A 13623-nucleotide genomic window follows, 5' to 3' on the forward strand; every position below is an offset into this window, starting at 1 on the left:
TTATCTTCCCCTTAGTCAGGGTGATAAGGCATCTTTCAGCCTATCGGGTTTGCCAGCTTCGCTGGGCAAACAAAAAACCTTGTTTTTACTAGAGTAAAAAAAGAGATTTAAGTTAGCTTAAATCTCTTTATAAAAAATAAACCACAACAAAATCAATAGCTAAAACTTAAAATACCGCACTTATTCAAACGTTTTAATACATACGCGTATTTAAAGCACTCAGCAAAAAAGTAACTTACTGCTAACCGTCCTATAAAATTTACACACGCGCTGTTTACTAAATAACAACGCCCTCTTCCCCAAAGTATAAATTTAGTTAATCATCTACAGCAATACGACAACAAATAATCGCAGTGCTTAATTGCGGGAGTAATGATAATGAGTGAAGTAAATAACCCTTTAGGTTTAGTTGGTATCGAATTTACCGAATATGCAACACCTGATGCAGATTACATGGATAAAGTATTTACCGACTTTGGCTTTTCAAAGCTAAAAAAATTCAAAGGTAAAGACATTGTTTATTACAATCAAAACGATATTCATTTTTTATTAAATAACGAGCGTGATGGCTTTTCGGCACAGTTTGCTAAAGATCATGGCCCGGCTATTTGTTCTATGGGTTGGCGAGTAGAGAATGCACAAAAAGCATTTGAAGCAGCGGTAGAGCGCGGTGCAAAACCAGCAACCGACTCGGCAAATAAAGATTTACCTTACCCTGCAATTTATGGCATTGGCGACAGCTTAATTTACTTTATTGAGCAATTTGGCGAAAAAGGCTCTATTTACGCACAAGACTTTGAAGATCTAGCCGAGCAAAACGTGGTTGACGATAAAGGCTTTATTCGCATCGACCATTTAACTAATAATGTTTATAAAGGCACCATGGAAAAATGGGCTAACTTTTATAAAGATGTATTTGGTTTTACTGAAGTACGCTACTTTGACATTAAAGGCCAAAAAACAGCGTTAATTTCGTATGCGCTTAAATCGCCTTGTGGCACTTTCTCTATTCCTATTAACGAAGGTAAAGGCAACGATAATAACCAAATCGATGAATACCTTGGTGAATACAATGGCCCTGGCGTACAGCATTTAGCATTTTTAACTGACGACTTAGTAAGCTCACTTGATAAGCTTGATAAATCGACTATTGCAACTTTAGATATTATTCCTGAGTACTACGATACTATTTTTGACCGTGTACCTTGGGTTGCTGAAGACAAAGAAAAAATTCGTGAGCATCAAATTCTAGTAGATAGCCAAAGTGAAAACTGTTACTTACTACAAATTTTCTCTAAAAACCTATTTGGTCCTATTTTTATTGAAATGATTCAGCGAGTTGACGATGGTGGCTTTGGTGAAGGTAACTTCCAAGCACTATTTGAATCAATTGAACGCGACCAAGAGCGCCGTGGCGTTTTATAAGTAGTTAGCATTTATATTTTAAAAGCAGCGTAACTCGCTGCTTTTTGTCGTTTTACGCTGATATTGAGTAACAATTCTACTCTGTCTGTTTAAATCGTGCTATTCATCACCATATAAGCTGTTAATAATAGATGTTTTTAATCTTTATATGCTTATTTAATAAATTGATATTTATACTGATTAGCACGACCAACTAAACCAAAGGAAATGTAATGAGTTTAATTAACGAAACCCATGATATAAATTTAACAAGCTGGGTAGCCTCTGCAAACGTTGCAGATTGCGACTTCCCTATTCAAAATCTACCTTTTGCTGAAGTTCGTCGTAAAAATAGCAACGAAGCTTTTCGTGGCGCTGTCGCTATTGGCGATCAGGTTATCGATTTAGCAAAACTAAATGAACTCGCTATTTTTAGTGGTGATGCGCAAACAGCCATTGCTGCTGCAAGTAACACAACATTAAATGAATTTATGAGCCTTGGGCAGCAATATTGGTCAGCACTGCGTTTAGCATTATCTAAAGCGCTGCGTGAAGGCTCTGAGCATCAGGCTAAATTAAGCGAAGCGCTTATTGCACAGGCTGATATTGAGTTTGCATTGCCGTGTCGCATTGGTGATTACACCGACTTTTACACCTCTATTTACCATGCAACTGCTGTGGGTAGCTTGTTTCGCCCAGACAACCCTCTACTACCTAACTATAAATGGGTACCTATTGGTTATCATGGTCGCTCATCATCTATTGGTGTATCGGGCCAACAATTTCATCGCCCTAAAGGCCAAACCAAAGCGCCAGATGCTGAAGTACCATCGTTTGGCCCGTGTAAACGCCTTGATTATGAACTAGAAGTAGGTATTTACTTAGGTAAAGGTAACGCGTTAGGTGATGTTATAGCGATTGAAAATGCTGAAAACCATGTATTTGGCTTTTGTGTATTTAACGATTGGTCAGCACGTGATTTACAAGCGTGGGAATATCAGCCGTTAGGGCCGTTTTTAGCTAAAAACTTTGCATCAACGGTATCTCCTTGGATAGTGACAACTGAAGCGCTAGCACCATTTAGAACAAGCTGGACACGAGATGAAAACGATCCACAACCATTGGATTATTTAGAATCTAAAGCGAACCGTGAACAAGGCGCGTTTGATATTCAAATGGATGTAAAAATTCAAACTCAGCAAATGCGTGATGAAGGTCATACACCAACGCGTGTATCAACCTCAAGCTTTAAGCACTCATACTGGACAGTTGCGCAAATGGTAACGCACCATACTGTGAATGGTTGTAACTTTATGCCAGGTGATATGCTGGGCTCGGGTACGCAATCTGGCCCAACCCATGAAGAAGCGGGTTCGTTACTTGAGCTTTCTCGTGGTGGTAAAGAAAAAATCACGCTGAGCAATGGCCAACAACGTAGCTTTTTAGAAGACGGCGATAACGTTATTATGCGTGGCTGGTGTGAAAAAGAAGGTTACGCACGCATTGGTTTTGGCTGTGTAGAGAGTACTGTACTCGCTGCAAAATAATTTAAAGAATAAATTGTTTTGCTAAAAAGGATGGCATTTATTGCCGTCCTTTTTTATTAATTCAGTCATAGTTACAATTTTTTTCTAGCTTTTTAAACTCAAATTGCTATCTTAGCTTGGTTAATAGCCAGTATTTATGTGTCATGCCTATATTTATAAAGTCTTTTTTTGAACAGTTTTTTCCCTCTCGTCAACTACTTATTCGCCAAAATGGTGAAGTTAAGCATGTGGTTTTGGCGCCTTGGCTGCAAGTTTTTATCGTATTACTTGTATTAGTTACTCTTAGTTGGGTAAGTATTTCGAGCTTTCGGGTTTACTCACAAACTACAAAAATATCAGATATTGAGCAAACTCAACTCGATGAGCAAAAACAATGGCAACAGCAAGTCAGCGAGCAAAAAACACGCCATGACGAACAAATAGCACAATTAGCTGAGCTTGAACAAAAACAAGCTTTACTCCAAAGCATGATCGAATCTCTTCCTGCTTCTCTTAGTAAAGATGTTATAAAGCTGGGTGACGAACTTGAATCTCCTATTGAAGAAGAGCAAAGCGAGTTTCATGAACCTTTAGTCGATGACAGCGCTCAAAGTAAACAGGGGCAAAATACGCTCCCTAGTACATTCGCTGCTCGCTATGCACAGCTAAATCAATACTACGAGCAAAATTTTTTATCGCTTGAAAGTCAAATTACCCAACGTCATAACGCCATTTTAGCCATGCTTAAAGGTGCAGGGCTAGAGTCTGCATTAGCGCAACATTTAGCATTAAGCGAGCAAACAACCGCTCAAGGTGGTCCGTTAGATGTATTCGATGAAGCAAAAATTCCTGGCACATTTTTAGCTATTGCCGATAAATTATTACTACTAAATAATTTAGAAAACTTTTTAAATGAACTGCCTAATACCTTACCGCTGCCAGCTGCAAAGTATTATATTTCTAGCAACTTTGGATTGCGAAAAGATCCAATGAATAGTCGCCGCGCCTTTCATAAGGGCGTTGATTTAGCCGGCTGGCATAAAACTGAAATATTTGCTCCTGCCGACGGTACTGTACTGCGCGCTGGGCGCAATGGCGGTTATGGTAACTTTATAGAACTTGAACATAAAAATGGCTTAGTCACTCGCTTTGGTCATTTAAATAAAGTTAAAGTAAAAAAAGGCCAAGCAGTCACTAAGCACGATGTAATAGGCTTAATGGGCAGCACCGGCAGAAGTACCAGCACTCACTTACATTATGAAGTGCTTATTGATGGCAAGCATGTCAATCCTCTTAAAATAACAAAGGCGCTCTCTCGTGTTTGGTAAAAAAAAGCAAGTAACAAATAACGCTTCATTAAAACGCGTTAATCACGCTCCTTCTATTATTTCAGAAGATATGCGCCTTACCGGGTCAATAATAAGCCAAGGTGAAGTGCAACTTGATGGCCGCATTGATGGCGACATTAAAGCTACTCATATAGTAATTGGCACTACAGGCGTAGTTGAGGGTATTGTTGAAGCGACAAGCGTGATTGTTAAGGGCAAAATAATTGGTTCATTAAATGCCAGTGAAGTTAACATTAAAAATAACGCTCATGTGCATGGTGATATTTTTCACGATACGCTTAGTATAGAAGCTGGTGCAATTATTGAAGGTAATTTAAAACAGCGCTTTGAAAAAGAAAACTTAACACTCATTAATGATGAGTCAAAGCCGGTGAGCGATGTAAAACCATTAATTAACGAGGACGATATCGGCTTGTCATTCGTAAATAAACAAGCCCCTAAAAAAAGCTAGTTACTTTTTAGCTGTAATGTACATAGTAATATCTGCAGTGAATACTAGTTCATTGCGGGTATTATATAATTTTACTGGCACCACTAAGTCTTCTTTATCTAGCCACTGGTGCGGTAAATCAATCTCTGCAATAGCGGTTACATCGGTATCTACTTTAGCTAAATACTGTACCGTCATACCTTTTGGGATCCAACGGTGAGTTTTAACCGGTACCGTGGCATCCACCATCACTCCAGCACATAACTCGGCCAAATTACACTGCGCTATTGCATGTATTGTACCTATGTGATTATGAACCCTACGCCGGTTTTTAACCCGCGCACTACAATGTCCTGCTTTTAAATTAAGTATGTAAGGCTTCATCGAGCCAAAGTATGGCGCTTTAAAACAGACTATTTTAGTAAATAGCCAGTGCCCAAAGGGTAGCTTTTTAACAATGCGCCATGCTGTTAAAACTGAAGATTTATTGCTCATTATTATTTTCCATCGTTCATTCTTTTGTAAAAGTAACACATCAGACCAGTTTGAGGTAGTGTCTTTAAAAGTCCCTTTTAGCTATTTAACCTTAACTTTGGTGAAGAGATTTACTAACGTATTGAATCATAGTTATATTTAAATTTATTTTTTCTAACCAGTGATTTTCAGTGACAATAAGGCGAATTTACGCGTCAACTGCTGATCTATTGCAAGTAAATTCAGCGCAGTTAGCGCTGAAAATATCTGCTTGAGATAGATTTATTACCCAGAGTTCATGTTATTTAAATTAAAAAATATCAATGTCGACGATACTAAGGGTCATAAGCCCTTTCTTTTTTATTAGTCCCCCCCTAAAATACGCGACAAAAGGAGAACTAATGCAAACACAGCCCGCTAAACCAAACTTAACTTTATTACTTATATTAGCGTTACTCGTTATTTTTTGCCCTATGGCTATTGATATTTACCTACCTGCATTTCCAACTATTGCTGAGCAATTTGCTGTTTCAGAGCAGCAAGTACAACAAAGTGTTGCTATTTTTATGCTCACTGTAGGCTTAGGGCAATTAATTGCAGGCCCCCTTGCCGATAAGTTTGGTCGTAAACCGGTCGCTGTCATTGGTATTAGCCTGTATGCGGGCTCTGCCTTGTTAGCCTATTACGCTCCTTCATTTAATATATTGCTGCTCGCGCGTGCTTTACAAGGATTAGGAGCATGTGCCACTTTTGTGGTTGCTTTTGCCATAGTACGTGATAAATACGGTGCACAGCGAAGTGGGCAAATGATCACTTATTTAAATGGTATTATTTGTTTTATTCCAGCATTAGCGCCCATTTTAGGGGCATGGTTAACCGTGCAGTTTGGCTGGCGGATGAATTTTTTATTTTTAACTTTTTTTGCCATTTTTGGCTTAGTTATAACCTTATTATTTTTTAAAGAAACACGCCCAGCAGACAGCTACTATCAAGGCCATATTTTAGATTTACGCCGTTTTATGCCCATTATTAGCACTCCTATATTTTTATTTAATAGCTTACTTTGTATGGTCGCAATGTCGGCAATACTGGTGTACGTAACACTTGCGCCGGGTTGGTTAATTACTCACTTAGGCGGTACAGTTGCTGACTTTACTTTTTGGTTTACACTCAATGCGGTATGTAGCATTGTGGCGAGTTTTATAGCGCCTATGTATATTAAAAATAATAGCCAGCGTGCTTTGCGTCTTGGGGTTGGTTTATTGATTTTTTCGGGGTTATTAATGCTTGCGCTTAGCACCATACAAACCGCGCTGGCACTTATGTTACCTATGCTTATTGCTGCACTTGGTTTTGCTTTAAGTTTAGGCTCAGCAGCTGGTATGGCACTCTCTCGCTTTGCAAAACAAGCCGGAACCGCTTCAGCGCTACTTGGCGCAATGCAAATGAGTGGTGCGAGTATATTAGTGTTTGCAACACAGTTTTTAGGGTTAACTACACCATGGCTAATAGCCTTTCATTTACTATTGTTACTTCCTCTTTGGCTTATTTTAATAAGTAAAAAAGGACATGCTTTACACCCAACTCAAGGCTGATCATGATAAACCCTGATTTTTTAGTTTCTTTTTTACTGGCTAGCTTTTTAATTGCGGTGGCCCCAGGGCCTTCTAATGCCTTTTTAATGGCACAAACCTTTGCTAATGGCCGTACGGCAGGAATGCAAAGTGCGTTTGGTTTTGCTCTCGGTGGAGTAGTACATACATTTTTTGCTGTTGTTGGTTTAACCGCCATACTTAAAGCCTCTGAGGTAGCTTATAGTGCAGTGCAATATGCAGGCGCTGCTTATTTGTGCTACTTAGGGATAATGATGCTTAAAAGCACTTTTATAAAAGAGCCTATTGAGCAATCAGACAAACCACATATAACTACGAAGAAAAGTAAAAATGTAATGTTTCAAGCTATGATGACCGAAGTACTTAACCCTAAAGTGGCATTATTTTTTATCGCGTTTATTCCACAATTTGTTGATCCAGCACTTTCTTCGGCTACTTTTCAGCTCGCCTTTTTTGGTTTGCTGTATCCGCTTTTTGCTTTTCCGATTGATTGCGCTTATATTTATTTTGGCGATAAAATTGCGCGCTTTTTTAGAGATAACCCAAATAGCCAAACTTGGATAGATAGGATCACCGGCATTGTTTTCATTGCCCTTGCTATTAACTTATTACTTTAACAATAAAAAGAATTTTTTATGGACCAAAAAATACAATCGCTACCGGCTAAAAAAAATATTGCACTAGTAGCGCACGATGGTAAAAAAGCGGCTTTAAAATTATGGTGTATAAAACACCTAAACGCACTGAGCGAGCATACATTATATGCCACAGGCACCACAGGGCATTTAATCAATAAAACCACAGGGCTAGATGTAATTCAATTGCTTAGCGGCCCAATGGGTGGCGATCAGCAATTAGGGGCTAAAATTGCTGAGCATGAAATACATATGCTGGTGTTTTTTTGGGACCCGCTGGCATCGCAACCCCACGACCCAGATGTAAAAGCACTACTACGCTTAGCGGCAGTGTGGAACATACCAGTAGCTTGTAATGAAGTAAGTGCTGACATGCTCCTAAGCTCGCCATTAATGAATGTTGAGCTTGAGCGCACCTTGCCAGATTACGAAAAGTATTTAGCAACCCGACAAATAGATATTTAATATTTAATGGCTTAGCTGTAAAGCATGCTAGCCCATTTAGTTAAACCGGCGGTTACACTACCAAAGTGATCGCCATTAACCATTTTAATATCGCCTAAATGTTGGCTAAGCGCTGCTTTAATAAGAGGCGACTGTGCACTACCTCCGGTTAAATAAATAACATCAGGCGTAGTATCTGCATCATTTATAGCTTGCTTCGCTAAAGTGACTATTTGGCTAATGCTATCATCTACCGCTAATGCTAAATCACTGACTGAAACATCTTTACTTAATGACGCATCTAAAAAGCTAAGATCGCAGTTATAATTAGTGGCTGAAGTTAATGCTATTTTAGCAGCCTCAGCTTGTTGTACTAATTGATGCCCTTGCCTATTTTGCTGCAAATGTATTAATCGTTTAAATAGCTCTGGCGCGCTTACATCACGCAATTGTGCGCTAAGTTCTCTATAATGGTTAGCACTATAAAATTGGCTTTGTAAGTTTACATCGTTAATTTTACAGGCTTGCCAAAAAGCTTGATTAGGCAAAGGTAGCCCTGATTTAAACGTACTGCCTAAGCCTAAAAGCGGCATCAAGCCATAGTAACTTAAAGCTATGTCTAAATCGTTTCCACCAATACGCTTACCGCTGTGAGCTAAAAAGTCAGCGTCACGGTCATTTTTATCCCGAAAGCTTGGCCCCATTTGCACAAACGAGCAATCGCTGGTACCGCCACCAATATCAATAACCAGTACTTTTTGGTTTTGTGTTAAGTTGCTCTCGTAATCAATACCGGCCGCCAGTGGCTCGTATAAAAATGCTACATCTTTAAAGCCGGCACGTTTTGCAGCGCGCTCTAAAATACCAATTGCTTGCTGATTTGACTCCTCACCGCCTACCGCCTGAAAGTTAACCGGACGACCAATAACGGTTTGGGTTAACGTTTTGCTTAGTGATTGCTCAGCACGTTGTTTTATTTTTAAAATCATTGCGGTGGCAATGTCTTCAAAAAAGTTAATTTGTCCTTGTTTTAAACCTGTAGCGCCAAAAAATGATTTTGGTGATTTAACAAAATAACCCTCTTCAGGAAATTGCACATACTCGCTAATTGCTTCGCGACCAACAAATAAGGTTTCGTCTGTGGGGTGTAAATCTAAGTCAGATTTAATTCGTGGTAATGAATTTAGCAATGCTTGGCGCTGGGTTTTAAACGCAAGCTCATCGCTGCTACCTTGTAAATGCTTGGCAACATAGTCAACTACCAACGCACTATGGTGGGTATAAAGTGTTGAAGGTAGGTAATGTTTTCCTTGCTCTAACGGCACTAATTGAACGTTACCCTCGTTCATTACACCCATAGCACAATTAGAACTACCATAATCAAAACCAACAAACATATATCACCATACATCACTAAAAAGGCCGCGCAATTTAGCATACCTAGCAATAAATATATACTCATATAGGGCTGAATAACTGTTAGAGTGACTCTCTCACGCGTAAAAAACTAGCAAAACGAGGTAAGCCATTTTTTGTTAAACCATGGAATCGATAAGTAATGGTGCTACCCAATGCTGGCGGGCTTTCGCGCTCGGCATCGCTAAATCCGGTGCCAATTGAAAACAGTTGCCCTTGCGGTGTTTTTACTCTTAACGCTCCTAACATGCCTTGGTATTTACCTTTACCCGGTAGGTATGCAATCACTATTGCCTCTGCATCTAAGTAGGGCTTTAATTTTAATAGCGCATCGCTGCGCCCATCGGCATGTTTTGCGCTTGCTAAATGCAGCATAACGCCTTCGCCACCTTGCGCTGTTATATTTTTAAAATAGTTAGTTAATAATTGGTTATTAGTAAACTGATGCTGCTTTATAGCTTTTATATGAGGTGAATTTAAACCAGCAACAAGGTGGCTGTAATTGCTGTAGCGCTGGCTAAAAGGCACGTTTGCATCAGGCATATCAAATACTTGATACGTAATACTTTGCCAATCATGATTATTGGGAGTTTTAGTGCGCACAATGCCACTGAGCACCGCAAAGTGCTGATGTTTAGTCCACAGTTCACCATCAAGCCATACTTTAGGTAAGGGTGCTGTAAACCATTCAGGCGCGTTTATTACATTACCTTGTCGGGTAACAAACTGTTTGCCTGTCCAAATAGCCCTTACACCATCAAACTTTTCACTAACTAAATAGTTACTTACATCGCTGTGCTTAGTTTCATCATACACTTTAGCAAGCAGCACCTTGGGCAATGTTGCATTCACAATAGAGCTAAAAAGTACTGCTGTGATTAAAGTAATTAATTTTATATAAAACATCAGCGCGTCCAAGCAAGGTAATGTGGCTTAAACTATAGTTGAGATTGCAGCCATTGCCAAAACTCTTGCAGATCATCCATACGGTAACTGGCTTGGCTAAAGTCATGGTTTTGCGTATGGCTATTAGCAATCGCCACAACACTTACAGCGGCGTTGTTTGCTGCAGTTACTCCGGTAAAGGTATCTTCTACTGCAATGGCATCTTTAGCAGCTACATTTATCTGCTTGAGTGCTAATAAGTAAGGATCTCCGGCTGGCTTTGGATTAATAACATCATCTTTAGTGACTACTGCGTCAAATAGATCATAAAAGCCAAGCCCTTTTAATATTGGTTCTGCTTCGTGGCGAGCGCTGCCTGTTACTAACGCCATTTTTAAGCCGCTGCTTTTAACCGCTATTAATGCTTGTTCTGCAAAAGGCATTAGTGCTGGTAAATTGGTTTTTACATATTGTGCAAATAAACAGTATTTTTCATCGGCTAAATAGTCACTGCTAACCGATAAGTTATGCTGTTGCTTTATTTCACTTGCAGCTTCGAGCGTTGGCCGCCCCAAAAAACGCTGACAAAACTCACCCTCTTCGTAGTTTACATTAAATGGCGCAAGTACCTGGCTCCAACATGCAAAGTGCATGCTCTCAGAGTCGACTAACGTGCCATCCATATCAAATAATACTGCTTTTAAAGTCATTTTTATTCCTTATCACAGCGCTAAAAAAGACGCCTAAGCGCCTTTAATATGTTTATAAATTACTCCGTTAAACCCGCCGGTGGCTCACCAGTGGCCTCTTCACCTGTTTCAACATCAACCAACTCATAACCACGCGCTTTACGCGCCACTTTTAAAACAGGTTTTTCAAACGCTGTTTTTAATCGCTCAGAATCAGCTTTTAATTCATCAAGCGATGTACCAAAAGGAGCTGCTCCGGTTTCAGACCAATTAGTTACTTTACCATTAAGGTTATATTCTACTTCATGTATTTGATACTGCGCTGCTTCATCTTTTGTGGCTTCACAAAAAATCACTCGGTAGTTCCAAAATCCAGCCATTTTTCATCTCTTTATTTTGCAAATCAATTAACGCTACTTTAGCAGTAATATTAATGAATATAAACGAAAAAGCCCGCTATAAAAGCGGGCTCTGTAGTATTTTTACTATTAGTGTTTAAGCTTAAAAGAAGTTAACTTTAAACTCTACACCAACGTAACGCTCTTCATTAACCATTACAGTATTATTGTTGAAGTCTACGCCACCAATAGATTGTTGCTCGTCAAATAAGTTACGCACAAATGCTGACACTTGGTATTCATAGTCGCCATCTGCCCATGCGTAACCGGCACGTAAGCCAGTTTCAACAAGCGGCTTACCTTCAAACTCAACTGATTCATATAAGAAAAAGTTAATTTTGCTACGATAAGAAACATCGCCATAAGCAAAGAATTCACCATCAGCTAGCTCTTTGGTATAACGTAATGTGAAGTTAGAAATCCACTCTGGAGCATGCGGTAAGCTGTTACCATCGAGTAATACTTTACCATTTACTACTGGGTTAGTAATTGTCAACGTTGGGCGGCTTGGAGCTGCTATGCTAAGCGTGTCATCTTTAAGCTCAGTTTTGTTATAACTTAAGTTGAATGTAGCATTTAGCTCATCACTTAACACCCACTCAGAATCTAGCTCAAAACCATAACCTGTGGTTTTATCAACATTTAACAAACGGTTAAAGTTAGCACCACCACCTACAGCTGTTAACTGTTGGTCATTCATTGTGTAGTAAAAAACAGTGGCGTTAACACGGCCTTGACCGTCTAGTACGTCTGACTTAATACCTGTTTCGTATGAGGTTACCGTTTCTGTTTCTGCGGTAGTTACATCATTACCATATAAAATACGCCCTTGTAAGCTAGGTGCACGGAAGCTATTAGCAATACGTGTGTACCAGTTTACGTCATCATTTACTTTATAGCTTGTTGAAATATCCCAGCTAATATGGTCATCACTTACATTGATGAGTCCACTAGATAGCGGACCAGCACCAATTGGGCTTTGAGTACGGTTTGCAGAAAATTCTTTTTCATCGTCTGAATAACGCAGACCTGCAGTTACCTTTAAATCATCGCTAATCGTGTAATCAACTGAGCCAAATACCGCCCATGCTTTTGTATCTTGTTGCTGTATTACATAACCGGTTTCATTACCTGCAGGTGATGAAAACGTATCATAGCTGAAATTTTCAATTGTCAGCGCTTCATCAAAGTAAAACACACCTACTTGGTAGTTTACATCGCCAGCAAAGTTGCTTGATAAGCGTAACTCTTGAGTGTATTGATCGTGGTCAGGAATACCATCAGCACTTTCTGCTGAGCTAAAACCAGCCTCATAAGCACCATCAATGTCTGCACGAGAATATATTTCTGCACTTTCCCACGCCGAAATAGAGGTTAATGTGTGATTATTAAAATCCCACTCAAGCTTTAAGCTCGCACCTTCTGACTCAACTTGCTGCGTCGCACGTGATGCCGCATCGTGGTAAACCACGTCATTTTCAAAGCCATCAACTAAATCGTTAGTACCTGGCTTGATAGAATTACCAAAGAAGGCAATTGGTTTACCGTCCATATCACGCACGTGGTAGTTAAATAAACCAGTGAAGTCATCGCCTTCGTATAAAAACTGAATACGGGCTGCTTTATCTGTGTAGCCGCCTAGCGCGTCTTTTTGTTCAAACCCTGGAGCACGACTATCAATGTAATCGTCTTTATCTTGCCACAGTACTGATACACGCGTTGATAAACGGTCAGTTAAACCACCGCCTACCGCACCTTCAAAATCTACAGCGCCACGGCTACCGTAAGATACCGAGCCGTAACCTTCAAATTCTTGGCTTGGTTTTACTGAATCAAATTTAACAAGGCCCGCAGGCGTGTTACGCCCAAACAAAGTACCTTGTGGTCCACGTAGTACTTCTACACGTGAAACGTCAAATACTGGAAAGCCTTTTAAAATAGCGTTTTCTTGTACTACTTCATCTACAACCAATGATACCGGTTGTGATGCGTTTAAATCGAAATCTGTATTACCTAAACCACGTACATAAAAGCGTGGGAATGAACGACCAAATGAAGACTCAATTGATAAACTTGGGATTTTCGCATTCATAAAACGAATATCCATACCAGCAGAGCTGTAAGCATCCAAGCTATCGCCTTGCAGTGCAGAAACAGCTACTGGTACTTCTTGTGCATTTTCTACACGTTTACGAGCAGTAACTTGAATAACTTCTAATTGATTTTTCTTTACCGCTGGCGCTTGCTCAGCAGCAATAGTAGAAAATGAAGTGCCTGCTACGGCAGAGAGTAACGCTGCATTTACTAGGGTTGCTAACGTAGATCTTTTCATTGCTTTCATGTCGGGGATTAACCTTTTT

The 13623-nt window shown here is 39.7% G+C and carries 13 protein-coding genes and 1 other annotated feature; of the genes, 7 read left to right on the forward strand and 6 right to left on the reverse strand.

The window, feature by feature from the left end; genetic code table 11:
• Positions 1–378: 378 nt before the first annotated feature.
• From hppD to AAEZ18_RS13490, 4 genes are all read left to right on the forward strand, one after another.
• Complete coding sequence (gene hppD / locus AAEZ18_RS13475; RefSeq protein WP_011328825.1) at positions 379–1425, forward strand: 4-hydroxyphenylpyruvate dioxygenase; 1047 nt, start codon at positions 379–381, stop codon at positions 1423–1425.
• 212 nt (positions 1426–1637) lie between these two features.
• The gene (gene fahA / locus AAEZ18_RS13480) at positions 1638–2951 is read left to right on the forward strand and encodes a fumarylacetoacetase (protein WP_350594124.1); all 1314 of its coding nucleotides are present in this window, start codon (positions 1638–1640) and stop codon (positions 2949–2951) included.
• A 143-nt stretch (positions 2952–3094) separates the two neighbouring features.
• On the forward strand, positions 3095–4258 hold the full coding sequence (locus AAEZ18_RS13485) for a M23 family metallopeptidase (RefSeq protein WP_197182108.1): 1164 nt from the start codon (positions 3095–3097) through the stop codon (positions 4256–4258).
• A complete protein-coding gene (locus AAEZ18_RS13490; RefSeq protein ID WP_350594126.1) occupies positions 4248–4730 on the forward strand; it encodes a bactofilin family protein in 483 nt (160 codons plus the stop codon). Before AAEZ18_RS13485 ends, AAEZ18_RS13490 begins: the two co-directional genes overlap by 11 nt.
• On the opposite strand, the gene AAEZ18_RS13495 is transcribed toward AAEZ18_RS13490, so the two are convergent.
• Positions 4731–5204, reverse strand: a complete 474-nt coding sequence (locus AAEZ18_RS13495) for a hotdog fold domain-containing protein (protein WP_089368608.1) — start codon at positions 5202–5204, stop codon at positions 4731–4733.
• Between the two features lie 380 nt (positions 5205–5584).
• Between AAEZ18_RS13495 and AAEZ18_RS13500 the strand changes: the two genes are divergently transcribed.
• Genes AAEZ18_RS13500 through AAEZ18_RS13510 form a run of 3 tightly spaced genes read left to right on the forward strand, consistent with a single transcriptional unit; the run spans position 5585 to position 7896 of the window.
• Complete coding sequence (locus AAEZ18_RS13500) at positions 5585–6778, forward strand: multidrug effflux MFS transporter (RefSeq protein ID WP_011328830.1); 1194 nt, start codon at positions 5585–5587, stop codon at positions 6776–6778.
• 2 nt (positions 6779–6780) lie between these two features.
• Positions 6781–7413: a LysE family translocator gene (locus AAEZ18_RS13505; RefSeq protein ID WP_011328831.1), complete on the forward strand. Its 633-nt coding sequence runs from the start codon at positions 6781–6783 to the stop codon at positions 7411–7413.
• An 18-nt stretch (positions 7414–7431) separates the two neighbouring features.
• Positions 7432–7896, forward strand: coding sequence for a methylglyoxal synthase (locus AAEZ18_RS13510; RefSeq protein WP_011328832.1), 465 nt, complete (start codon positions 7432–7434; stop codon positions 7894–7896).
• An 11-nt stretch (positions 7897–7907) separates the two neighbouring features.
• On the opposite strand, the gene yegD is transcribed toward AAEZ18_RS13510, so the two are convergent.
• The 5 genes from yegD to AAEZ18_RS13535 all read right to left on the reverse strand — a co-directional run bounded on the left by yegD (position 7908) and on the right by AAEZ18_RS13535 (position 13604).
• Positions 7908–9272 carry a molecular chaperone gene (gene yegD, locus AAEZ18_RS13515; protein ID WP_350594128.1) on the reverse strand — a complete coding sequence of 455 codons (1365 nt, stop codon included), beginning with the start codon at positions 9270–9272 and terminating at the stop codon, positions 7908–7910.
• 82 nt (positions 9273–9354) lie between these two features.
• The gene (locus tag AAEZ18_RS13520) at positions 9355–10197 is read right to left on the reverse strand and encodes a DNA ligase (RefSeq protein ID WP_350594130.1); all 843 of its coding nucleotides are present in this window, start codon (positions 10195–10197) and stop codon (positions 9355–9357) included.
• A gap of 32 nt (positions 10198–10229) precedes the next feature.
• Entirely contained in the window at positions 10230–10886 is a 657-nt protein-coding gene (locus AAEZ18_RS13525; RefSeq protein ID WP_350594131.1) for an HAD family hydrolase, read from the reverse strand.
• Between the two features lie 59 nt (positions 10887–10945).
• On the reverse strand, positions 10946–11245 hold the full coding sequence (locus tag AAEZ18_RS13530) for a hypothetical protein (protein WP_011328836.1): 300 nt from the start codon (positions 11243–11245) through the stop codon (positions 10946–10948).
• Positions 11246–11308: 63 nt separating this feature from the next.
• Positions 11309–11403: a sequence feature (Trp leader region), on the reverse strand.
• A complete protein-coding gene (locus AAEZ18_RS13535; RefSeq protein WP_350594133.1) occupies positions 11367–13604 on the reverse strand; it encodes a TonB-dependent receptor in 2238 nt (745 codons plus the stop codon). (Overlaps the previous feature by 37 nt.)
• Positions 13605–13623 lie beyond the last annotated feature (19 nt).

It is taken from the genome of Pseudoalteromonas sp. 19-MNA-CIBAN-0066 (assembly GCF_040308705.1).
In the GTDB taxonomy this organism is placed as follows: domain Bacteria; phylum Pseudomonadota; class Gammaproteobacteria; order Enterobacterales; family Alteromonadaceae; genus Pseudoalteromonas; species Pseudoalteromonas nigrifaciens.

Coding starts and splice junctions, on each gene's coding strand:
- AAEZ18_RS13500 (WP_011328830.1), top strand. CDS start 5,585: ATGCAAACACAGCCCGCTAAACCAAACTTAACTTTATTACTTATATTA.
- yegD (WP_350594128.1), bottom strand. CDS start 9,272: ATGTTTGTTGGTTTTGATTATGGTAGTTCTAATTGTGCTATGGGTGTA.
- AAEZ18_RS13525 (WP_350594131.1), bottom strand. CDS start 10,886: ATGACTTTAAAAGCAGTATTATTTGATATGGATGGCACGTTAGTCGAC.
- hppD (WP_011328825.1), top strand. CDS start 379: ATGAGTGAAGTAAATAACCCTTTAGGTTTAGTTGGTATCGAATTTACC.
- AAEZ18_RS13535 (WP_350594133.1), bottom strand. CDS start 13,604: ATGAAAGCAATGAAAAGATCTACGTTAGCAACCCTAGTAAATGCAGCG.
- AAEZ18_RS13510 (WP_011328832.1), top strand. CDS start 7,432: ATGGACCAAAAAATACAATCGCTACCGGCTAAAAAAAATATTGCACTA.
- fahA (WP_350594124.1), top strand. CDS start 1,638: ATGAGTTTAATTAACGAAACCCATGATATAAATTTAACAAGCTGGGTA.
- AAEZ18_RS13530 (WP_011328836.1), bottom strand. CDS start 11,245: ATGGCTGGATTTTGGAACTACCGAGTGATTTTTTGTGAAGCCACAAAA.
- AAEZ18_RS13505 (WP_011328831.1), top strand. CDS start 6,781: ATGATAAACCCTGATTTTTTAGTTTCTTTTTTACTGGCTAGCTTTTTA.
- AAEZ18_RS13485 (WP_197182108.1), top strand. CDS start 3,095: ATGCCTATATTTATAAAGTCTTTTTTTGAACAGTTTTTTCCCTCTCGT.
- AAEZ18_RS13495 (WP_089368608.1), bottom strand. CDS start 5,204: ATGAGCAATAAATCTTCAGTTTTAACAGCATGGCGCATTGTTAAAAAG.
- AAEZ18_RS13520 (WP_350594130.1), bottom strand. CDS start 10,197: ATGTTTTATATAAAATTAATTACTTTAATCACAGCAGTACTTTTTAGC.